The following is a 21,388-nucleotide window of genomic DNA, read 5'->3' as shown; positions in this document are numbered from 1 at the left end:
CGGTAAGTGCTTGATTTAGTGGCGGGGAGACAGGGATTCGAACCCTGGGAACGCTCTCACGTTCAACGGTTTTCAAGTCCGTAGAAAATCCTTATCATTCAGATCTGTAGCCTCAAAATTTCCCACGACAAAGCGGGAACATAGGGTGAAACTGGGAAACTCATGCCAGGAGAAAACTTGAAACTGGTAGACACCTCATTCGCAGTTTTGTTGAACGTCAAAACTCTTTGCTAAACATCGGCTCCCAGCCCAAATACGACATTCATGCAAGGCGCAGCGAAGAAGCTGCTGCATGCGCGAAAATTGCCCAAGAGCGGACCTTCTAGCCGCTCAAACGACCGAGAGGCCCGGCACTGAGGCTCAGCAGGGTGAAAGGCTATTGTTATTCAGCCTGATGTTTCGCGCACCAGCCACATTCATCAGCAGCGTACTCTTCATACGCCTCTTTGAGGATATCTGTGTACTCACGTGCTTCCAGTTCCACAGCCCAAGGCACCGGGCCATTGCTGCCACGGTTCCGGTCTGCCATGGCGTGCTTGTAGAACTCACCATCATTCAGGTCGTCATCGCCACCGCCAAAAATTTCCTCGTGATAGGGGCATTTCTGCAAATGTCCTTTGGAGACGAGGTAACCAGCAGCAGCAGCTCGGTTTTGCTCATGTTCGATCATCATTTCTTTAGCGCGGCCCATCTCATCCTCCGATTGTTCACAGACTGGTGATATGGGAACGCGCCTCGAAAAGCGCAAGGACAACTGTTTAGTGTAGCCCTATTCAGAAATTTCGGGTCCGCAAGCGATGCGGTGGTCTGTTTAGAACCTCATGTTGCCGAAGAGCGCTTTCTGCATTGGGCAGTCGTGAAAACGGATCGCGGGAACTCTATCATATGGTTCGGATCATTTTGGCAAATGCCGAGAAGTCCTCCGCTGCTTCTATCAGCTTAGATTGACGCAAAAGCGTGAGGTACTCTGCGAAAGCACGCGCTTGGCAATTTACTTGTTTTGCAGGGTTAAACTCAATGTCTGTGAAGGCGTCGTAGTGAACCTTGCGACCGATCCAGTCGGCATGATCCTTCAAGGATCGAATGTACAGCCAATCGTAGAAGGCATTCATCGGCGATAAGGGATATGACTTGCCATCAAGCCGAAACCCTACAAGCTTGCCAAGCTCTCTCTCCCGAATAAAGCGTTTGGCATCTCTTGGGCTAAGTTCAAAAATCTCCTTGAAAGGGCCGCCCTTCTCGAAAACTTTCGCCCCCTGGTAAACGCTCTCTAAGGGATACTTTCGACCGCCAATGTCGATCTTAAGACTGAAGGCGCTAAGCTTTCGACCAAGCTCTTCGGACGATTTTGACGAAATTTCCAAGATGTTCTGGACACCCTTTTCTCGTGCAGCAGAATGCAGGGCGTGAACATTTTTTTTCTTTTGAACCTCAGCGAAACCAGATGCCCACGGGAATTCAAATAACCTCTCGTGGACCAGTTGGCTGCCGTCTGAACTGGGAAAAAATACAGGGCGGGTTGCCATCAGAATACTCCTGCGATGAGGTCTAGCGGCACGTTGTTGGGCACGAGAACTTCCAGCTTCTCAGCAGCTTGAAGGCGCTGTTGAACTGCGGGACATGACCAGTTGGTACGCTCATATAGGACCTCCGCATCAAGCTTCTGAACAGCCTCTGCTACTGGCAATATCTCAACACCGTTGGCATTTGCGACCCCAAACGCTATCCGCGTCCCCTCGATCTTAAGCACTTCCGGATGAATTCCAAGATAGCGAGGGTTGGGAAGCCGACCATCTTTTTGGGCCAAAAATTTCATGCCGTGACTTCTGGTCATGCATAGACTGACGTAAGGGTCGATGCCTCGAGAAGTATCCAAATCGTGGCTCAGACTGTTTCCACCTGTCGCAAGAGGGGGCCACCAACCTTCCGCGCGCATGCGTTCCTTCGACAGGAGACCTTTGGCGCTGATTGATGGAAAATTTGCCTCATCCGTGAAGTGGTAAAGATACTTATGCTGATTGCTTTTCTTAATTTTTTCAATCAGTTCATCTACAGTCATAGGTGATACCTTCGCTCGTAAGTACTGGCAGATCGGTGGCCGTTGGCTATATTTGTTTCATGCTTTCTAGTGTTTTGGCTATAGCATATAGACACCTGGACGAACTGCGACGTGTTCAGGTCTGCCGCGAGAGTTCAGAAAACGTCCGTTTCCCAGACTGTAGAGCGCAGCCTGGCGCGAGATCACAACCACTGAAAAATCTTGCCTTGAAACCCCGTCTGACAATCTACGTTCATCGCCTCAGCAACTCGACGGGAAGGCTGACGTCTGAAAACACGTCGAAAATCCTGTTCGCGTCTCATGTGATCCGGGGCGGATGATTGCAATCCCGTTGCAAATAATCTGATCTCAGCCGCACTCAATGTGAGTTTGGCACCCTGGATAGCGTCAAATAATTTAAGCGAGAAACCGAGATGTTTGCAATCCGAGCGCTGGATAAGTGCAATCCGCTACACCTAGTGCAGGCGAGCGGCCGCTCTGGTCCGGTCAATCAGGTGTCGCCGCTCGCTGAACCTGACTTTGCAAACTCCGCATTCTGCGCATAGCGCTTACTTCACCGGCTCAGCGGCAATGCTGGTGCGGTAACCGCCGCTGTCCAGCGTGTGAACTGCCCGAGTGATCAGCCAAGCCTCATCGACATAGGACCGGAAATGGCGCGGGATTAACCGCGCCTCTGCCTTGGCATCGGGGTTCCCCTTCATGTTGATTGAGAGAGAGCGCCCAGCGCGTCGAATCCGGCTCAACTCGGATGCGGCGGCCTGCTGGGCTGCAGCCTTGTTTGGGTAGCGACGTTTCAACCGCTTCACCGGCTCCCCCTCACCTGCCTTGCACTCTTGCTGCTTGCCTTTGCCAAGATCTTGATAGGAGGCAATCACGGCGCCGGATTTGGCGCGCAGGCTATTGCGATAGGTCCAGCTGCTCACATCGCCCTGCGAGACCTGCAGTTCAGGCATAGGCTTGCCGGATGCTGTGAGGCTTTCACCTCGTTTGGCCATGATCAGACGCCCGTTTCCCGGCTTGGCAATGGCGTCGTGTTCTCTGGCGATACGGGAAAGCAGGTTAATATCGCTTTCGTCGATCTGGTCGATATGAGGCAAGGCCACTTCCACTAGACTCTGCGAGACGGAGGATTGTAGGCCGTGTTCTACCGCCACCTTTTTCACCAAGTCGCCAATCGGGGTGCCTGCGGGCCAGCTGCGCTTTTTCTGATCAGTGAGGGCCGTTTTTCCGCTGGTCGTTTCACCATTGATAGAAGCGGATCCAGTAATGATCACCTGATCAGGTGGCCCCTGTATCTCGAAGCCATCAGCGATAAAGAGGCCCATGAACTGCAGCTGCAGAGGGTAGCCAAGCCAGACCTTGATTTCGGCGCCCTGGCGCGGCTCCTGCAGCCTCCCAAACAGGCCTGTATCGCTTAGGGTCATTGTCACCTGATCTGATTGGACCCCGGCCCCATCAGTTACTGTCAGGCTCGACATGCGCGGCGCCAGAGCCTTGCTGATGTTCTTGCCATCCACCTCGACCCGAAACATGGGCAGAAACTCCATCAGTCCCATAGGCTCACGCTCTCGGTTTCTTTTGTTTCCTCAAACACCGGCAGCAAAACGATAGTGCCAACCGGCAGGACCGGCCCCAGATCTGCCAGACCCCGGTTTGCCTCGAGCACCTGCTCGAGAGCACCCGTCACGGTGTTTCCATAGTGGCGCCAAACGATCTCATCGACCGTATCGCCCTCTTTAGAATGGTAGGAGGCTGCGGAGTCCGCCATCATATCTCCTGACGTTGATTGTGAAGTCCTGCCGCAGCGGTGCGCCCCGATCTGCAAAGGTGCGCTGCCCTTCGCTCACCCGCTCGATCACCCAAATGCCCAGAACCTTGCCGGTTCCCGCGATCAGCGGCAAAGGCAGACCCAGTGAGGCCGTCAGGCGCATTTTGTCGATCTGCCCCAGCCCGCCCTTGTAGTGGGGATAAATGATGCCCTGCAGCGTGATCGTATCACCGCCCAGGCCGGTGAACTGCAGCGCGTCGTGCTTGCCGATCCGTTCAATGGCCGCCCATCGGTATTCAGTCGAACGGAACAAGCGCTGATAGGCCGCGTTGTCGATACTGAACTGATAGAGCCCTAGTTGCATCATTCTGCCAGCCATCATGCGCCCTCATATTGTCCGTAGCCGTGAGGTTCATCAAACAGCGCCCCAGATTGCGCCGCCCTGCCCCGTCGCTCGATTTCCTCGGCGATCTGGGCCACGGAAAGATGCGCCGCCACGATCTGAATATGCTGTACCACTTGGGAAGGCTGCCCCGCCGCCGCTGGCTGATCCTGCCCTTCTGGCCCGGTCTCAACACGCGGGCGCTGGATCTGCTCAAGAACTGGCGCGGCTGCAGCCTGTGCCCGGCTCATGACCTTGCGCAATCCGCCGCCAAGAGCCGCCATCATGGGTCCGGCCCGTTCTGCCATCCGTGACAGACGTTCCGTTGCACCTGCATGGGCCACGTAGGCACCTTTTGAATTCCAAATGGTCTCTGGTCCATTTTCACCTACCCGGCGAAAACCTCTGCCAATGTCACCGCCCAGGAATGACCCGGAAATATGCCTTGGGCTTCCCCGGCTGGGCGCGATCTCTGGCTCATCCTCATCACCACCGAACCACCCGCCAATGCTCGAACCAATCCCCTTGATGCCATCGACCGCGCCAGATCCCTTGTCTCGCAACCAGGTCAACCCATCGAGAACGGGCTGCAGCTTGCCCATCAGCCAGTCAAACTTTTCACCCATCCAATCCAAGACAGATTTGAGAGAGGTTTTCACGCCTTCCCATGCCGCTGTGATCGTATCGGTTGCGCCCAGCGCATCGGTCACCGGCTTGATAAAGTTCTCCCAGGTGGCTTTGAACACAGCGCCGACCCCATCCCACAGAGTAGAATAGAAGGTTTTCACGCCGCCCCAAGATTTGGTGAGCCCACCGGCAACTGCATCCCAGTCGCCGCGCCAGACGCCGCCAACAAATTCGCCGATTCCTTGGAAGGTCTCTTTCACCCCTCCCCAGAGCTCGCCAAACCAAGGGCCCACGGTTTCCCAGTTCTGATAAATCAACACGGCAGCACCCGCGATGGCAGCAACAGCCAGACCGATGGGATTGGCCACCAGAGCGGCACCAATCAACTTTACGCCCGAGATGACAGCGGGAAAGGCACCGCTCAGGGCGAACAGGGACAGGCCCAACCGCCCAACGGACATGGCAAACCCCAATACCGAACCAATAGTTTTGGCAGCAAGAACGCCGCCAATGACGATCCCAAAATTCTCCCAGCCCCCAACCATGTCGGCCACCGTGGCAATCACCCCACCGATCTCGCTGGACACTCGCGCCATGCCCTCGACAATTTGACCGATCACCGGCAAGGCCGCCTCGATCTTGGTGGCTGCGGTTTCAGCAAAAGCGGCAACATCTTCGCGGTTGGCCACAGCCCAGGCGCTGAATTGCTTCATGGACCGGGTGACAACTGGCATCAGCTCGGTGCCAATGGTGTTTTTCAGGCCTTTGATAACCAACTGTGCGTCAAGCTGTGCATCGGCAAAGGCCTCCGCATCCCGCGCGGCCTCTTCGCTCAAAACATAGCCGGTGCGGCGCGCGTCGTCGCGCAGCTGCTGCAGTGCATCCGAACCGTTCCCAAGCATATTGACCATGCCGATTCCCGACCGGCTGAACAATCCGGCTGCGATGGCGGCACGCTCGGCAGGGTTTTCAATGTCCCGCATCTTGTCGGCAATCGCGGCCAGGGCCTCTTCTGGTCCCAGTTTGACAAGATCTTTGGCACTCAGCCCCAGTTGGTCCAAGACTTTCTTGGCAGCACCGGTGCCCTTGGCGGCCTCCCCCAGGCGCTTTTGCATTGCAGTGAGAGAGCTATCGAAGGTCTCAACCGAAACGCCCGACCGTTCCGCCGCATAGCGATGCTCTTGCAGGGCCTCGATACCAATGCCCAGTTTGCCCGCTGTCTTGGCAACCTGATCACCATAGGATGCGGTAGAACTGGCCAGCGCAAACACGCCAGCACCAGCCGCAGTCATGCCCATCGCCATGCGACGCCCAAGCCGCCCGATATTTGCAGACATCTTGCCAAAGGACTCGCCAACGCGCTTGCTGTCCCGCATCGCGCGTTCCCAGCGCCGCTGCTTTTTCGCTAGCTGCTCGAGCGTGCGCTCTAGATCTTCATATTCTCGATCAAGGGCCTCGACAGACTGGCCCTGTTTAACCAGATCCTTGCGTTGACGTGTCAGCTCTTTCTGACGCGCCTTTACCGACTTGATGCTATCCCCGACTTTTTCAAAGCCAGAGCGGATCAGGCCGATATTCTTCTTGAACGAATTATCGAGAACGCCGCCAATCGAGATTTTGGCACTAAGATTTTGCTTTCTCATTGAGACCCTCTAGCCACCAAAGAAACCGGCTGACAGGCATTCCGGTGATTGCGGCCTCAGACCAGCCGGTAAAGCGGGCCAGGATCAAAACCCCGTCCCGCGCCACCCTCGGCGTCAGCCATTCAAAAAACCCAGCGCCTCCTGCAGGCGAGAGTAATCACGCATTTTGGCGTTTTGGATGGTCTCAGGCGGCACCTCGGCCAGATTGGCGATCAGGGTCACCTCGGACATTGCCGCGCCTTTGCCACCGGCCTCAGCTGCCAGCATGTCGCTGACTGCGGGCTCGCGCAGGGTCAGGCCCATGCGCTTGTCGCCACCCGCCAGAACGCCCCGCACAAGCGCCACGTTCATAGACCCATCAGGGTTTTCCGTCAGATAGTCTGGCAGCTCATTGTCATTGTTCATGGGTCTCTCCTTAGATGCCCAGGGCGGCGCGCTGTTCGGCGAGGTGATCCACGCCCCCAACCATCCGCACCATGTTGATAACGTCGATTTCAGTGACCACCTGACCGTCAATTGTTTCCTTGAAATATTCGACTGACAGGTTGGTGGTGAGCGAGGCGCTTTGCCCCGGCGACCAGGTGCCCCGGTCATTCTGCAGGATCTTCGCCCGCATATTGTGGATCACGGGTGTTACCTTGCCGTCCTCGCTTTCCAGAGCACCGCGCGCGGTAAATTGGATCAGCCTGCCAGGGGCAACCCCCCAGAGAGCCAGCACATCGGCACTGTAATTTTTCAGCACAAAGGAGCTGGTCATTTTCTCTTGGCCCATGTCGATATCAATGGGGGCATTCATGCCGCCTGCCCGCCACTCTTCTGCGGCGACCGATGGGCTACAGGGCGTATAGTCCCCCAGCTCGCCCGCATAGCCGCGACCATCAACAAACAGATTGAAGTTTTTCAGGATGTTGCGAATAGCCATTATGCCAGCGCCTCCGAGATGTAATCGTTGACCAGATGCGAGCGGAACGTCACGCGCTCAGCGGGATAAGGCGGGGTGAAGTCAAAGTTGAACCACACCTGCCCATTCTGGATGCTGGCCGCCGTGTTCAAATCTGGATCCGCCCAGCACTTGCCGCCCAGCAAGGCACCTTGGGCCACCAGCAAAGCGATAAAGCCGTTCACCCCTTCGACCACATCCTCGATGTAAGTTTTGGTGATGGCCCGATCCACGGCCCAAAGGTGCGCCCGCTGGATGCTTTCATTCAGCACATCAGCGGTGCGACGCACGCACAAAAACTGCCATTTGGGGTCAGCTGTGGGCACCTGGTTGCCCCAGAGGCGAAAACCATCTTGGCGGATGATGGTTGTGACGGCATTGGCGTTGAGCAAATTGGCGCGGCTGGACTGATCGCCCAGCTTGAAATCGACCGGGCGGGATGTTCCGACAATGCCAAAGATGCCCTGATTGGATGGGGAGACCCAGAACCCAATATCGTTGTCTGTTCGGGCGATCACCCCAGCGACCCGGGCCGATGCAGGCTCATCTACGATGCCGCCAGCGCTATCCATCACCTTGACCCAGGGGTCGACAACATAGACCCGGCCAGAGGTGCCCCAGTCGCCCGCATATGTCTGCGCAGCTGCATCTGTGGTGTTCGGGCCATCTGCGATGATCACCGCGCCGATACGGTCGGCAATGCCTTCAAGCTCTGCCACAACAGGGTTTGCAAGATCGTCAGGCCGCTGATGCGTCCAGCCAGGTGCGCAAAGGATGCGCGGCGCGTGGCCAACAATGCTTTCGGCCCCAACCAAGGCATGCACGCCTTCAAATTGACCGGTTCCAGCGTTTACACCACCAATCACATTTGCCAGCGTCGCGGGCTCATCCGCGCCCTCATCAACACGCACGACGATCACAACCGCGCCGATCTGGTCAAAAATACCGTCAAGCGCCGCTGGCAAAGTACCGCCGCCAGTGCCATCTGCCGTTGCATCCAGCAAGGCTGCCTCGCGGCGACTGCCAGCCACCATAACAGGCGTGTTCAAGGGAAAGGCGTTGTCGTCAGCCCCTGGGGCCGTCCCGACAACGCCAATGATACCGGTCGAAATGGTGCGAATTGGGCGCGGGCCCGCATCAATCTCGAGCACCTCGACGCCATGGAGAAAACCAGCCATTCTGTCCTCACTGAAACATTCATATTGCAGCGAGTATGCGAGGTTTCGGGACCCTGCCCCTCTGGCTGATTTTCCCCTATCTACGCGGCTTGCAGGGCCGTCACCGCCTCTTGCATGCGAGCCTTTGCACTCTGCACAATCGCGTCATAGTCGATAGCCTGGGGTGCGCCGGCCAATTCGTCATCAACTACCCTGCGCAGCCCAGTGACCCGGCTGATAATTGCCTCATAATGCGCAGCATTCGCGCCAATCTTTGCTGCAGTTTCCGCAATGGTCTCACCGACAATATCGGCCTCCCCTTGCAACAATGCCGTTTGCTCCTGTGTCCCGCCACCTGAAAGAACCGCCCGCGCGGCGGCAGCCTTTGAGGGCCAGCTTGCACGCTCGTATTCCGAGACAACACCAGTGATCTGTGCCAGAAACTGATCAACCCAAACCGCCAGGTCGCGCCGCGCCGCTTCCAGATTTTGATAAGTTGGCAAGTCTGGTGGAGCAAGCAAAGCGCTCGCGGGCAACGCGCCCAGTTCATCGACGATGAATGAGGAACCATCAGCACCCCAGATTTGCCTTCCCCGGTGATCCTCTACTAGTTCCCAGGCATTCCCCGTGAAGCGGCTAGCATAGCCCTCTTGCGGCGCTGGTGGCTCAGCTACGGTCGCATTTGCTGGCACCAATGGCAGTTGATCAATGGGATCGAGCGCGGCCCCTGTCTCCCCAAGGAATTCGGCGGTGACGGGGCTGAAATGGTAAATCTTTGGCATTGGCTTCACCTTCAATATTTGATGCAAATCATGGCTGCGAGGTTGCGCGGGCGGGTCTCAGTCCCGCCTGTTGAACCCGTTTCATTATTCAAGGCGGTAACTGTGGAGCCTTCAGAACTGTTGGTCGTGTAGTTCGCCAGATTGCCACCGCTACCAAACGCGCCGGTTTGGGCGTGCTGGTGCGCTTCAAGCATATCGCCCTGCGCGCTCCCCAGCGCTCGCCCGGCATCAACCCCCCGGCCATGGTCCCAACCGCGAATGAATTCACCGCGATAATCTGGCAGGTTGAAGGTGGTTGCTCCATCGCCATTGCCGTGCCGCGTTCCAATAGCATCAAACAGGTTGCTGTAACTGGTGCGCGAGATTGCTGCGCCGTTGCATTCAAGCCAACCGGACGGCGGTTCCGTCAGATCGAACGGCGACAACATCCCGCAATGGGTGCGCAGCGACACGCCGCCAAAGAGAATATCGCCTTTGGCAATAGTGAGTTCATCGCCCCAAATCACGGTTTCGTCGGTTCCGGCGCCGCCATTCTTCGCAACTTTTAGAGTGAGTTTTCCATTTGCCCCATCCAGATCTCCCCCAATGTAAAACGCAGTTCCATCATGGGTCAAAACTTCACCCGGGCCCTGCCTATGACCAAATCGAATCTGAACATTGCCGCCGCCATCATTGCTGGTGATCCGGTTGACGCCAGAGCCCCAAATAATTTTCCCAGCTTCAATATGAGCCTCTTCCGTACCGATTTTTTGATCAGCCAGCTTTTGCAAGATGGCTGCAGCAGTAAAAGCAGTAATATCGAGCTTTTGCCCCAGTGCATTTACCAGGGACGTAACCTGCCCCTTTAGCCAAAGCGTTCGGTTTGCCAACTGCGCATGAGGGACATTGGTATGCCCTTTTCCAGCGTCCAAATCGGGCGGCCCGGCATGCACTGGGTCTGTTTCCTCGATCTGATAGACCTCATTTTCCCAGGTGTTTTGTTCCTGCAGTCCTGCCATTACGCGACTCCATGTGTGAATTGCCCGTCGTGCGTGATCCGGGCGTTGTAGAGATTGAGCGCCTGATCATAGAACAGGCCCTTGAGATGGCACCGCGCCGGGGCCGTACTCTGCAGGATCTCACGAACCTGGGCGGCCTGGGCGACTGTGATTGGACGGCTTAGATAGACCCTGTATTCGGCCCAGTGGTCAGGGGGCGCATAGGTGCGAGACCCATCATGGGTGAATTGCGCGTCGTAAAAATCCCAGCCAAAGCGCTCGACGATCACCGCATCACCATAACCCGCCGCCGCAACTGCCTCTTTGACTGCCCCAATCGTTCCCTTTTTCTGGTGTACGGAGAAGGATTGCGCGATTGCGGCTCGCTTGGCACTCTCTGACCAGCCCGGGTCCCATTCATCGACGGAAAAGGCACCGGCCAACCAGGGCAAGAGAGATACCGGGCATGTCTCAGGATCCCAGATCTCGCGCAAGGGAACCTGCGGGGTGAAAGCCTCCCGCAGAACCGCCTCAAAAGCCAACTCTGCAGGCGTTGCATTGTGGGGCAGCAAGGTCTCAGACATTGACGCCACCCAGCTCAACAGTAATTCCGGCGCAGTATGCCGCCTGGCCATCATCTGCGACAACATCTGCCACAGGCGATGCGAGCGTCACCTTTTGCACGCCCGGCTGATGTAGTGCCGCATAGAGCCCAGACAGGGTGACATCTCGCCCCAGCCGGTGCTGTGCCTTCACATAGACGTTGACAGCGGCCTCGGCGGCCTCTCGTACAACGCCACTGTCCGGCCCAGGATAGACCGTCAGCGATGCGTCCACAGCATAGGCAACGATTTCTGCCCCTTGCACAGTCACCTGATCACAAAGCGGGCGCACTTCATCAGCATTGAGCACGGCGGCAACAGCAGAAATCAGTTCAGGTCCCACAGCCCCATCACCCGTCCGCGAAAGAACCGTGACCAGAACCTCACCAGGCGCAGGGCTTTGCACGCTCGCGTCGGCAACGTCAGGATCTGCGCCCAGCGCGTGGAAGATATAAGCGCCAATCGGCCCGGCCGTGCTCAGCCCCTCAAAGGCCAGCAACATGCGGCGGCGCAGGTCTGGGTCGCTTTCCAAGGTCGGCGCTATCGGAGGCAGTGCCGCTGGGTCGCCCGGGTCCAGCGTCAAACGAGCAACCCCATAGCGCACCGCGATCTGGTCAAGATCCGTGCCGGTCGAATAGGCAGGCATAACAGCCCGCGCCGCATCATTGACCCGCTGCAGGGTCAAAACCTTGAAATAGGCCGCCAGCTCAAGCAGCTTGAAAGCCGGGTCACTCTCGAGCAGCGCATCAAAGGCGGGAGCCCGGGCGCGCAGGTCGGCAAGCATTTCTGCAAGCGTCGCCTCATAGTCCAAGGCCTGCACCGCATCTGGCGCAGGCAGTTGCGAAAGATCAATTGCGGAAAACCCACCAGCCATCAGCGCACCTCAATTCCGTCTAGAGTGATCACCTGACCGTCGGGCAAATAGGTGCCTTCCAGAGCTATCACGACACCGCCAGGCACCGGCATTTCAACTGCAATGCTGTCCAGCTGCAGCCGGGGCTCCCATGTCTCGATGGCCTCATAGGTAGCCGCCATCATGTCCAACCGGGTCGCATCATTCATGGGGGCGTCAACCAGCCGATAGAGACGGCTGCCATAATCCCGGCGCATAACGCGGGAACCAATGGGCGTGGTCAGGATATCCCGCACTGACTGGCGCAGGTGGCCCAGGCCGGGGAGGCTTTTTCCGTTTGAGGCGTCAATACCATTCATGGGGCAACAATGGCCCCCAATGCTGCAGCAGAACCTCTGGCAGTTTTCCTAGCCGCCTGCGGAAACATCGCCGGAACCGCTGGCCAAATGCCCGCAAGATGCCGCATCACCCTCTCTGCAGATGGCAATACCTTCGGCAAACACAGTCCCACTGGCAGCGGCCATCACAGGGGCAGCATGTGCAGCGATCCCGTGGGGAGTCACGGCGCACCCCAACACTGCAACCGGGGCGCCGTTGACCCGAACCGATGGCGCCAGGGCTTCGAAGATTGGACCACCTGCCGCATCCAGAGCTATGCGAGAGACTCCAGGCATCAGTTTAGATCAATCTTGGCGCCATTGATCGAAACACCGCTGGCGTCGAGCACTATGCGCGAGCCGTTGCTCTCAATCGTGATACCTCTGGCGTCGATTTCAATGGATGATGGCCCGACCTGAATTTTAAACAGGTCCTCAGCTGCTGCCGCCCCGGGGTTACCCTGGCTAAACACAGACCCAATAATCACCCCTTGAGCCGTATCGCCGGATTCTGAAAGCACAACGACCTGCTCCCCCACCGCCACCGGCGCCCAAATTGATATTGCTGCGGCGCGTTCCGCCAGCCAGGGCAGCCAATCGCTTTCGCTCTCACCGCCAAAGCTCACCTTGGCGCGGGCGGTTCCAGCATCGACTGCCGTGACCCTGCCGAACTTGACAATGCCCTCGCGCGATCGCTCGTTTTCTGCTGCTGTGTAGCTCATAGATCGCCAGCCAAATTGTCAGAATAGTTCTGTTCGTTGCCAGGGCCGATATCAGGAGCAAAGCCAATGGAAACCGTTTGAGGTGTAACGCCTTCACCTGCCCAGACGTTTGCCCCCAGATCCACTTGCTGATCCCACTCAACTGCCCACACCTCGAATTTATCGAAAGCTGGGTCAAAGGCGTCTGGACCAATGACGGTCACCTGCGCGGGACTGACACGGTGCCCCCACCGGTTCTGGTGAACCAACACCCCCAGCGCACCCGCCAGCTGGCGGATCTCGCGCTTTACGTTTTCCTGATGAAAGGCAAACACCACCCTTGCTGCCCATTTGGTCACCACCGGCAGCTGGCCGGTGCCCGGGTCATCATCTGGGGCGCCTTCCATATCAACCAGCTCGAGCAAAACAGCAGGCACCTGCAAGTTCTTGCGGTCGGCGTCATAGTCCTCGACGGTTTGCAGGTCGGGGAATTGCCCCCTGATCGTATCCAGTATGGAGTCGTGCAGTGCCGAAAGATCAACATTGTTAGCCATGCTTTACGCGCTCCCCACGCCGTAGATGGTGCGGGCGCGCACCTCTGCGACAAAGTTCTTGAAAAACACCTCTTCGATCTCGTCAAAAACCTCGTCTTCAATAAAGATCTGGGCCTCATCTTCGATGGGTGCCCGCTCTTCACGAATGGGCCAGGCCTTGCCCGAAACCCGCCGCATGACAGTTCTGCGGCCCTTTGCATTCTTGGCAACAAATGCACCGGCAAAGTCATGGCCACCAAAAGAGGCACCACCAGCTGTCTGCGCGGCTCGTCCTTTGAAAGCTGAAACTCTCATGTCGTTGAGGCCAAACCACATCTTGACGTCACCCAAGCCCTTGCCACGTTTAAACCGGAACCCCTGCAAGCGCTTGCGCAGTTCGCCAGCGGTGCGCAGCTGCAGTTTGGTGCGCAGCCCCTTACGCGCCCGCGTCTTCATGGTTTGCGCGGTGCGGCGCAGTGCGCGGGAATAGGCAAACTGCAGGTCTTTTTCGCTGGCGTCGAATTCGTCAGCAATCCGTTTCAGCTCTCGCGCATCAAAGTCAAAAGCCAGCATGGCAAGCCCCTACATCTTAGCCAGGCTCAGGACCGCAAATCCTGTTCCGTCAAACTGTGGGCCGGTCAAAAGGTGGTAGACCTGCCCCTCTATCTCGACAGTATCCTTGGCCCTCAAGTCCGCCACATCAGCGGCCTTGCAGTTTAGCCGCGGCTGACTGGCATCCGCCTCATATTCCCCGATCTGGGTGTTGAGGTAGGGCTCATCAAAAATGCCCGAAACGACACGCGCAACGCCCCCCTGCGGCGTGACCGTTGCCTCTATGGCAAAGTCATCGGCCTGCAGGAAGGCGTCTAAGTTATCCCAGGAGGGGCTTGGCATCAGTCGCCGCTGGCCTCATCACCGGACTTTGCCGCAGCTGCCGATTTTGCTGCTGCCGCCTTCGCTTTGGCGGTCGGCTTGCCCGGTTCAATCTTGCCGCGTTGTTCCAGCGGAATTGCCTGGGCCTTGGTCAGGGAAAGCGGCGCGCCAGGAGACACGATTTTGCCCTCCCACACGAAGGCACTGGCGACGGTAAAGTCACTTTTGGATACTTGGGTTTTGGTCATTTCTAGCCCTCTGTTTCGTCGTCAAAAAGAGGCGGGCCAGTCAGCCCGCCAGAATGATTGTCAGCGGCTTAGGTGGCGTCGGAGCCGTAGCAGAAGCTTGCCGCCTGGCGAATGACAAAATCCACGTCCTGCATCGTCACGATGCGCAAACGCCCCTTGCGGCTATGGGTGTAAGGATCAACCGTGATATCAAGGCCACCCCACATGCCAATGACCAGATCCGCGAAGTTGCCAAAGAACAGATCGCCGGTTGCAATCTGATTGGTAACCTCTGGCCGGTAACCGTTGACGGTATTGCCACCTTCCCAAATCGGCTGGCCGCTGGTGCCCGCAAATTTCTCGGTGCTCTTGAAATGCCCGCGCATGCGAGCGTTGAGAGCATAGGCCATAGAGTTCACATCGGCATTGTCAGCAGAGATTTCTGTCTCCATGGCAATGACCTCTCCCCAGGTCGGCAAAGCAACACCGCCGCCAGAACCCGCGCCACCAAAATCGACCACGTTCACACCATTGGTGTTCTTGATGCCCAGAGGCTCGTTGCCAACGCCAGAGCCGTAGAACCCAGCCTTGTCGATGGTAAGGGCCAGAGCGCTTGCCAGATCTCGGCGCACCAGTGCTTCACCGTCAATGCTGGTCTGTTTCAGGAAGCGCCGGGTCAGCTCAGAAAAAGCCGCAACCGTCTTGGGGCTCAGCTGGCGCTGACCAAGAACCTGGGTGCCTTCTGGCGCATCATCATCTTCGCCGATCCAGTAGCCTTGCGCGCCGCCTTCCTGCGTCGGAATGTCAGGGTTGCCGATCAGACCACCCAGAGGGGTGGCCATGCCCATCAGAACAGAGCGGTTGCGCAGCATCTCAACAAAGCTCTGCGCCAGCAAAGGGTTTGCGATAGCATATCCACCCGTTTCCCCAGCACCACCTGCGGTGCTGGTGCTCAGTGCGCGCGTAAGCACCTCAGTCGGCACCATAAGACCCTGCGCATCCCGGCCCATCTGCTGGGCCGCCGCGTCAGAGGCTTCGCGCTCAAAAGCCGCCTCTTCCTGATAGCGCCGGTTGCCCGGATCAGAAAGCGCGCGGATTGCGCGAATAAACGAGAAATTCCCGGCCTCTTCATCGGTCAGGCCGATATTGCTGTCATCGGAAACCTGCCGCTGGTTGCTGCGATTGTTCAAATAGCCGAGCAATTCACGGTTCATATCTTCGACGCCCGCACCTTCGTCAATCATGCGCAGCGCCAAATCTGGCGCCCCGTATTCAACGCCAAGCGCATTAAGTTCGCGCACGCGGGTTTGCTCCTGCTCGCGGCCACGAGCGATCAATGCTGCACTGTCCTGGCCATTGCCTGGCCCGTTTTCGGCGCGCTCCAGCACCTCAATCACTTCGACGATATCGCCGTTTTCGTCCACTTTCGCGCGAACCTTGTTGCCCTTGGCATCGCGGGTGATGATAGTTTTCATCTCTTGCGTCCTCTGTCCTGTTTCAGCGGGCAAGCCATCCGCGCCCGTACCTTCCCCCACAGTTTGCCCTGTAGGCTGGCTGGCGCCCTCTGGCGGATTTTCCATTTCCCGGCCAACGCCAACGCTCTGATCCGCAGGCACCGAAACAATTGAAATCTCGAAGGGCTCCCATTCGGTGACGGTGATCAGGTCGGCCTGGCCGTCGCGTACCTCGCGATCAATCTTGCGCACGGTATAGCCCACCGACACATGACGCCGGATGCCGTCAGCCACGTCTTGAAAGATCTCTTGCGCGCGGGCGCTCTTGCCAAAGCGCACCACCGCACGCCCCACTTGGTCGCTATCAATGCGGGCACTTTCCACCACGCCGATTTGATCATCCCAATCGTGCCCAACCAGCAGCGCGCCGCCGTTCTTCAGGCGACCAAGCTTCACGGCCCCGCGCTTGTGCGAAAGCACCTCATCACCAAACCAACGCCCAACAGGCGTGGTGCTGGAAAAGGCCAGTTCAACCGTGCGGTTTTCCTCATCAACCTCACGCACCTCGACCACACGCATAAGGCCGCGGCAGGTGCCTTGTTCACCTGCGTTGATCTGCTCTGGTGTAATCGCCCGTGTCAGCGAGCGACCAACCAGGTCAATCGGTTTCGCCGTCTTCTTCGGAACCGCTGCCGGGCGTTCCGGTTTTGGGGGTGTTGCCTTGCTGGCCATTGCCCTGCCCTCCTTTTGCTTTTGCTGTGATCAACGCGGTAATGACTTCCTCGGGGATTCCCGCCGCGCGCATGTCTTCAATGTCGGCTGCAATTTCGGCATAGACCTCGCTGGGGTCTCGCCCGCGCTCTCGGATCACCTGGCCCCGGGGCTTGAACAGGTTGTCGACAGCCTCGGCGTCCGCCTTTACGTCCTTGGCCGGATCAATCCAGGCCCAGCGACGCGGCAAGAACTCGACGGCCTGAAATTTCTGGCGCTTGGCGGCTGGCAGGGGTGAGCCGTTCGCCAGCCGGATACGCCCTGACAAGAGAGAATGCGTGATCCAGCGCTCAATCAATGGCAGGCAAAAAGCTTCGATCAGGCTCTCTTGAATTTCCTGCCAGTTGTCGCGCTCGCTCAGGACACCATGGCGAATGCTGGACAGGTTCACGCCTTCCAGGTCATTGGCCAAATCGTTGTAAGCAGACCCCAAACCGCTCGCGATCCCGCGCAGCATATGCTTTGAAAATACAGCCGCTTCCCCGCTTGGAAACTGCGGATCATGGCTTTTAAAACTGGCCCCTTCTGGCAAGGTCTGTAGAGTTCCAGCCTCGCTTTCGATTTCGATATCTTCGGCTTCGGTGCCCTCTTCCAACTCCGGCCCGGTGCCCTCGGCCCACTCGATAAACCCCAGCTTGTTGGCTCCTTCGCGGGCTGCAACAAGCGTAGCTTTTTCAAATTCGCCCAACTGGTGCATGCGCCATAGTGCTGTGGCCATCCAAGGCAGACCGCGCTTTTGGCCGACAATATCCTCTTCAAACCAATGCACGATCTCATCAGCCGGCACTCTGACAAAATTTCGGTTGCCGTAGTAGTAATCGGATTCGTTTGGACTCAGCGTTGTGAAGTAATACGCAACGGGGCGGCCTAGCTTGCTGTACTCGATACCTGCCCGGATAAAGCCGCCGCCCGGGCGCCGTTCTTCATCCATATCGACGGGGCAGCGCATCGGGTCCAGCACTTGAATAGCAAAGCCCCAGGGGCCAGCGTCAGCGCCATAAACAAAGCGCAGCATGAATTCGCCATCTGTCACCAAGCCATTCATCAAGGCTTTCTGAATTTGCCGGAAAGAACGACGGCCCGTCACATCACAATTGCCCGCACGACTCCACAGCTTGAATGCGTCCTCAATCGCTTTGTTTGCGCCCTTATCCAGCTTGCCGTCGTCATCTTTCACCCGCGCCTGCAGAATGAACCCCTTGGGGCCAATCACATTGCGCCGCGCGCTGCGCTGGAAGGCCTTACCATATGGATTGTTGACTGCCTGCTCTCGAGACCTGGCGACAAGAGTGCGCCAATTGCGGCGAATGATCTGATCCGCAGGCAGCGGGCTATTGGTCCAACCGCTTGTCATCCGGTCAGATTGGCCCGCATCCATGAACCGGGTCGCACTAGAACGGCGTGGCCGATAAAGTGCGGGTGGAGATACCCGCTTTGGCTCTTCGGCAGCCGTGGCAGATCGTTTGAAAAAGCCGCCAATCATGCGAACCGAACCTTGATCTGCGGCCCAAGGCCGCCGCGTCGACCACCTTGTTTCTGTTGACGCAATTCGGCCCTGTACCGATCCCGCAGCCGCAACAGCTCATTCAAGGGCGTGCGCTGCAGCGAGCGGTTGTTGATCTGATAGCTTTGCTGGTCGATGGTCGCGCGGTTCTCGATCACCGCCTCGACCGCATCCAGCACCTTGCGCACATGGTCACGGCCATCAAAGCCTTGTCCCAGCGCCGCCAGATCCGGGGCTATCCGGGCCTCGCCTGTCTCAACTGTGACAACTTCCACCCCGTCACTAGCCCGCAATTCAAAGCGGTAGTGTCCCGGTGCCCAGTCTTTGGTGACGCTCGCGGCTGCATGAAACAAATGATTGTCGCCATCATCCGTGCTGGCCAGGTCGATCTGACCGGGGCCTCGCAGAATGAGGTCAACCGACCACTCGGGAGCCGGGTAGACCGGCAAAGATACAGTTGCCCGAAAGGTGACACCCGCACCGATTTCGCCAGGAATTGCGCTCACGATATTGCCCTATTCAGATGCCGCGCCGTCGCCTCTTGCTCTTAGGCTTCCAGACGCGCTTTCCCGTAGCCTGCGGCTTTTGGGGCGGCGTGACCTCTGGCTCTTTTTCCTCCGGCTCATTCTGGGGCTCAGCTTCGACCTGGGCCTCGATCTCTTCGTCTTCGACTTCCAAGGCCCTTACCAAACGGGCAATATTGGGGTTGAGGATCTTCAACGCGGCCAAGGCATAGACCCGGCAGTCAAAGGCCTCGTTGCGCGGGCGCAGGCTGTGCCATTCGCGAATAGGGAAGCCTTTCAGGTATTTGGTGCGCAAGCTTTCTGCGGTGAACATGTCAAACCAGTTTGGGTCACGATCCTCTGGAAAGTGGTTGTAACCAGGCCCGGGACCAGCAATCCGCGCCCTTTGCGCAACCACGACTTTTGCCTCGTCAACACCGACAGAGAACAACTGCACGGGACGTTTGCCGCGCTGGCGGATCTTGCTCGGCGCACCTACAATTTGCCGCCCCCAGCCACCAACGCCTTTGATGGCAAAAACCTTGCGCCCCAACCGGGTGCGGGCATAGTCATAGGCCGCCTGGGTATAGCCCCCAACCGTGCCGCCCGTATCAAGAGCAACAGCTGAGATCCGCAATTCGCTGCCGTTTTCATGGGTCCAGCTATCGTCAAGCAATTCGTCCAGCTCATCCCAGACCTCAGACCGTAGCGGATCCCCCCACAAGACATGGTAGCCAAGAGACCAGGATTCTTCCCCCAGGCCCCAGCCAACAACTTCCACCTCGAGCCGGTCGCCTTGCATGTCGACGCCTGCGGTAATCACACCCACACCACGCGGCGCCGGTGCGCTGAACTTCTCTGCCCGGGCCATCAAATCCGCAGCCTCGAGCTTGTCGCCTGCCTCTTCCCAGGTTTCAGCCAGCGAGACGTTCACAAAGGTCTGCAGGTCGCCTGCGGCTTTCTTGTCCAGAAAGCTCTGCACAATATCTTTTAGGCGGCGAAAACAGCTGTAGAGCTCAGACAGGTGATAAGAGGCATGGCCCCTAAAGGGTTTCCTGGCGATCCATCCGCCGCCCTGTTTTTCAGCATTTCGGATAGCCGCACAACGCTCGCCATCATTCCAGGCCGTTCCGCAACCGTCTGCCTCACAGAGATAGGTTGCGGTTTCCGGCAGGTGCTCCCCGTTCTCGTCTTTGTCCCAATCGACCTGCCCCCATTTGAGCTTTTGCACATGGCCGCAATGCGGGCAGACAACGTGAAAATACCGCTGATCGCCCTGCTCGAAAGCGGTCTCAATATGGCTTTCGCCCTTGATTGTTGGGGTGCTGATCTCGAGCAAGAGCCGCTGATCGCCAAAGGTGGCGGCGCGCTGCCATAGCAGGCCAACCGGGTGACCCTCGCTGGTGCGGTCATAGCCGTCTGTTTCATCACAAACGATAAAGGGCGCCGACCGCCCCCGCATGGTTTTGGGCGAACCAGACCAGCTGAACATGAGGAACCCGCCCGGGTAACTCTTCATACGCTGGTTGTTGACCCCATCCCGACCGCGCGGCTTGGCCAGCACCTCTTGCAGGCCCTCATTGGCTTCAACCATCGGATTGAATTTGGTCTCGAGCCAGGTGGTCAGATCCCCCTGGCTGGGCTGCATCATCATTTGGGAAACGGGGTTGAACCCGATCCGGTATGCCTGCGCCGCCAGAGCGGTTTGCGTCTTGCCAACCTGCGCGCCCCACATCAGCGAAATGCGCTCGCAGCGTGGGTTGGCAGTCATGTCGATAACTTCGCGCTGATAGGGCGCGTTATCAAACCGCATTGGACCCGGCACGGCATTGCCGACCGGGATTTTTACATTGGCCTCTGCCCACTCAGACGGCAGCAGGTTTGGGGGCGGTCGCAGATAATTGCGGGCCCGCCTAGATGACCGAACTACCGCGCTGGCATTGGAAAAGTCAGCCCGGACGTTCACGCACTTTCCGCCCCCTCGCTTTCCTCATTGTCTTCAAGATCCAAATCGGATTCGTTGATCAGATCACTATCGGCCAGGGCCTCGAGCGCGTGGTCGATTTCTTCCAGCAAAACGGCCTTGAGTGTTGTCTCATCGGTTTCACCCAGCAAACGGCTGGCCGCCCGGCTGGGCACCACATTGCGCAGGCCCGCGCGCACCTCACCAAAGGCCTTGACCATGGCCCGTTCCAGCTGCTCGACCGGCACAACCTCATCTTTGGATTTTGCAAGATCCAGTTCAGCCTGTTCGGTTTCGGCGGCCAACTTGCGCAACAGCAACTCGTCTTTAGTGGCGTGCGCCGTATGGCTGGACTCCGCTCTGATATCGTCCTCGCGCCAGTTTCGAACATCGGCGGTGTTGAATGTCCAAGCCCGTCCGCGCCCGCCCCGCTGCACAACGGGACAATCGCGCCGCACCCAGCTTTCAATAGTAGGAAGCGACACGCCGTTGATTTCGGCCAGTTCGGTACGGTTTACTTCTCTGCCGCGTGATTTATTTTTCTTTACAGTCACTTGAACCCCTGACCAATACCGCGCCTCTATTCTGCTCAAGAGGTGGCTTTTTTACATTTCCAATCTATATCTGCGTTTTATTTCAACGGCTTGCACAGTCTATATAAACAACAACCCCTACCCCTAGGGGCACGCACA

Annotated in this window: 26 protein-coding genes; all 26 read right to left on the bottom strand. The window is 57.8% G+C overall.

The features are described 5' to 3' along the window. Nucleotides 1-382: 382 nt before the first annotated feature. The 26 genes from ACN0VH_RS20200 to ACN0VH_RS20075 all read right to left on the bottom strand — a co-directional run bounded on the left by ACN0VH_RS20200 (nucleotide 383) and on the right by ACN0VH_RS20075 (nucleotide 21,250). Complete coding sequence (locus ACN0VH_RS20200) at nucleotides 383-691, bottom strand: hypothetical protein (RefSeq protein WP_417702330.1); 309 nt, start codon at nucleotides 689-691, stop codon at nucleotides 383-385. 190 nt (nucleotides 692-881) lie between these two features. After that, entirely contained in the window at nucleotides 882-1,526 is a 645-nt protein-coding gene (locus ACN0VH_RS20195) for a DarT1-associated NADAR antitoxin family protein (protein WP_417702328.1), read from the bottom strand. Beyond that, nucleotides 1,526-2,059, bottom strand: a complete 534-nt coding sequence (locus ACN0VH_RS20190; protein ID WP_417702326.1) for a DarT ssDNA thymidine ADP-ribosyltransferase family protein — start codon at nucleotides 2,057-2,059, stop codon at nucleotides 1,526-1,528. The genes ACN0VH_RS20195 and ACN0VH_RS20190 overlap by 1 nt, the downstream gene beginning before the upstream one ends. Before the next feature lie 548 nt (nucleotides 2,060-2,607). Further along, complete coding sequence (locus ACN0VH_RS20185) at nucleotides 2,608-3,615, bottom strand: contractile injection system protein, VgrG/Pvc8 family (protein ID WP_417702324.1); 1,008 nt, start codon at nucleotides 3,613-3,615, stop codon at nucleotides 2,608-2,610. Next, nucleotides 3,606-3,827 (bottom strand): tail protein X, encoded by a 222-nt coding sequence (locus ACN0VH_RS20180; RefSeq protein ID WP_417702322.1) that lies wholly within the window; start codon nucleotides 3,825-3,827, stop codon nucleotides 3,606-3,608. The genes ACN0VH_RS20185 and ACN0VH_RS20180 overlap by 10 nt, the downstream gene beginning before the upstream one ends. Beyond that, nucleotides 3,796-4,209, bottom strand: coding sequence for a phage tail protein (locus ACN0VH_RS20175; protein WP_417702320.1), 414 nt, complete (start codon nucleotides 4,207-4,209; stop codon nucleotides 3,796-3,798). Before ACN0VH_RS20175 ends, ACN0VH_RS20180 begins: the two co-directional genes overlap by 32 nt. Next, on the bottom strand, nucleotides 4,206-6,479 hold the full coding sequence (locus tag ACN0VH_RS20170; protein ID WP_417702318.1) for a phage tail tape measure protein: 2,274 nt from the start codon (nucleotides 6,477-6,479) through the stop codon (nucleotides 4,206-4,208). Before ACN0VH_RS20170 ends, ACN0VH_RS20175 begins: the two co-directional genes overlap by 4 nt. Before the next feature lie 114 nt (nucleotides 6,480-6,593). Beyond that, nucleotides 6,594-6,884, bottom strand: a complete 291-nt coding sequence (locus ACN0VH_RS20165; RefSeq protein ID WP_417702316.1) for a phage tail assembly protein — start codon at nucleotides 6,882-6,884, stop codon at nucleotides 6,594-6,596. A 10-nt stretch (nucleotides 6,885-6,894) separates the two neighbouring features. Then, nucleotides 6,895-7,401, bottom strand: coding sequence for a phage major tail tube protein (locus ACN0VH_RS20160; protein WP_417702314.1), 507 nt, complete (start codon nucleotides 7,399-7,401; stop codon nucleotides 6,895-6,897). Next, a complete protein-coding gene (locus ACN0VH_RS20155) occupies nucleotides 7,401-8,597 on the bottom strand; it encodes a phage tail sheath C-terminal domain-containing protein (protein WP_417702312.1) in 1,197 nt (398 codons plus the stop codon). The genes ACN0VH_RS20160 and ACN0VH_RS20155 overlap by 1 nt, the downstream gene beginning before the upstream one ends. Nucleotides 8,598-8,677: 80 nt before the next feature. After that, nucleotides 8,678-9,358, bottom strand: a complete 681-nt coding sequence (locus tag ACN0VH_RS20150) for a hypothetical protein (RefSeq protein ID WP_417702310.1) — start codon at nucleotides 9,356-9,358, stop codon at nucleotides 8,678-8,680. An 11-nt stretch (nucleotides 9,359-9,369) separates the two neighbouring features. Further along, nucleotides 9,370-10,356, bottom strand: coding sequence for a tail fiber protein (locus ACN0VH_RS20145; RefSeq protein ID WP_417702308.1), 987 nt, complete (start codon nucleotides 10,354-10,356; stop codon nucleotides 9,370-9,372). Then, nucleotides 10,356-10,919 carry a phage tail protein I gene (locus tag ACN0VH_RS20140; protein WP_417702306.1) on the bottom strand — a complete coding sequence of 188 codons (564 nt, stop codon included), beginning with the start codon at nucleotides 10,917-10,919 and terminating at the stop codon, nucleotides 10,356-10,358. The genes ACN0VH_RS20145 and ACN0VH_RS20140 overlap by 1 nt, the downstream gene beginning before the upstream one ends. Then, nucleotides 10,912-11,811, bottom strand: coding sequence for a baseplate assembly protein (locus ACN0VH_RS20135; RefSeq protein ID WP_417702304.1), 900 nt, complete (start codon nucleotides 11,809-11,811; stop codon nucleotides 10,912-10,914). The genes ACN0VH_RS20140 and ACN0VH_RS20135 overlap by 8 nt, the downstream gene beginning before the upstream one ends. Further along, nucleotides 11,811-12,149 (bottom strand): GPW/gp25 family protein, encoded by a 339-nt coding sequence (locus ACN0VH_RS20130; protein ID WP_417702302.1) that lies wholly within the window; start codon nucleotides 12,147-12,149, stop codon nucleotides 11,811-11,813. The genes ACN0VH_RS20135 and ACN0VH_RS20130 overlap by 1 nt, the downstream gene beginning before the upstream one ends. Nucleotides 12,150-12,197: 48 nt before the next feature. Next, nucleotides 12,198-12,464, bottom strand: a complete 267-nt coding sequence (locus ACN0VH_RS20125; RefSeq protein ID WP_417702300.1) for a PAAR domain-containing protein — start codon at nucleotides 12,462-12,464, stop codon at nucleotides 12,198-12,200. After that, complete coding sequence (locus tag ACN0VH_RS20120; RefSeq protein ID WP_417702299.1) at nucleotides 12,464-12,889, bottom strand: phage baseplate assembly protein V; 426 nt, start codon at nucleotides 12,887-12,889, stop codon at nucleotides 12,464-12,466. The genes ACN0VH_RS20125 and ACN0VH_RS20120 overlap by 1 nt, the downstream gene beginning before the upstream one ends. Continuing rightward, a complete protein-coding gene (locus tag ACN0VH_RS20115; RefSeq protein ID WP_417702297.1) occupies nucleotides 12,886-13,422 on the bottom strand; it encodes a hypothetical protein in 537 nt (178 codons plus the stop codon). The genes ACN0VH_RS20120 and ACN0VH_RS20115 overlap by 4 nt, the downstream gene beginning before the upstream one ends. A 3-nt stretch (nucleotides 13,423-13,425) precedes the next feature. Beyond that, nucleotides 13,426-13,974: a phage tail protein gene (locus ACN0VH_RS20110; RefSeq protein WP_417702295.1), complete on the bottom strand. Its 549-nt coding sequence runs from the start codon at nucleotides 13,972-13,974 to the stop codon at nucleotides 13,426-13,428. Between the two features lie 9 nt (nucleotides 13,975-13,983). After that, nucleotides 13,984-14,295: a head-tail joining protein gene (locus ACN0VH_RS20105; RefSeq protein ID WP_417702293.1), complete on the bottom strand. Its 312-nt coding sequence runs from the start codon at nucleotides 14,293-14,295 to the stop codon at nucleotides 13,984-13,986. Then, nucleotides 14,295-14,522, bottom strand: coding sequence for a hypothetical protein (locus ACN0VH_RS20100; protein WP_417702291.1), 228 nt, complete (start codon nucleotides 14,520-14,522; stop codon nucleotides 14,295-14,297). Before ACN0VH_RS20100 ends, ACN0VH_RS20105 begins: the two co-directional genes overlap by 1 nt. 68 nt (nucleotides 14,523-14,590) lie before the next feature. Beyond that, a complete protein-coding gene (locus ACN0VH_RS20095; RefSeq protein WP_417702289.1) occupies nucleotides 14,591-16,687 on the bottom strand; it encodes a phage major capsid protein in 2,097 nt (698 codons plus the stop codon). Continuing rightward, nucleotides 16,614-18,209, bottom strand: a complete 1,596-nt coding sequence (locus ACN0VH_RS20090) for a phage portal protein (RefSeq protein WP_417702287.1) — start codon at nucleotides 18,207-18,209, stop codon at nucleotides 16,614-16,616. The genes ACN0VH_RS20095 and ACN0VH_RS20090 overlap by 74 nt, the downstream gene beginning before the upstream one ends. Continuing rightward, on the bottom strand, nucleotides 18,206-18,736 hold the full coding sequence (locus tag ACN0VH_RS20085) for a hypothetical protein (protein ID WP_417702285.1): 531 nt from the start codon (nucleotides 18,734-18,736) through the stop codon (nucleotides 18,206-18,208). The genes ACN0VH_RS20090 and ACN0VH_RS20085 overlap by 4 nt, the downstream gene beginning before the upstream one ends. Before the next feature lie 13 nt (nucleotides 18,737-18,749). Next, nucleotides 18,750-20,699 (bottom strand): phage terminase large subunit family protein, encoded by a 1,950-nt coding sequence (locus ACN0VH_RS20080; RefSeq protein WP_417702283.1) that lies wholly within the window; start codon nucleotides 20,697-20,699, stop codon nucleotides 18,750-18,752. After that, on the bottom strand, nucleotides 20,696-21,250 hold the full coding sequence (locus tag ACN0VH_RS20075) for a terminase small subunit (RefSeq protein ID WP_417702281.1): 555 nt from the start codon (nucleotides 21,248-21,250) through the stop codon (nucleotides 20,696-20,698). Before ACN0VH_RS20075 ends, ACN0VH_RS20080 begins: the two co-directional genes overlap by 4 nt. Between the last annotated feature and the right edge of the window lie 138 nt (nucleotides 21,251-21,388).

The organism is Pseudophaeobacter sp., assembly GCF_048267565.1.
In the GTDB taxonomy this organism is placed as follows: domain Bacteria; phylum Pseudomonadota; class Alphaproteobacteria; order Rhodobacterales; family Rhodobacteraceae; genus Pseudophaeobacter; species Pseudophaeobacter profundi.
Note: the sequence above shows the minus strand (reverse complement) of the source record. Positions and strands in the feature narration are given on the sequence as shown.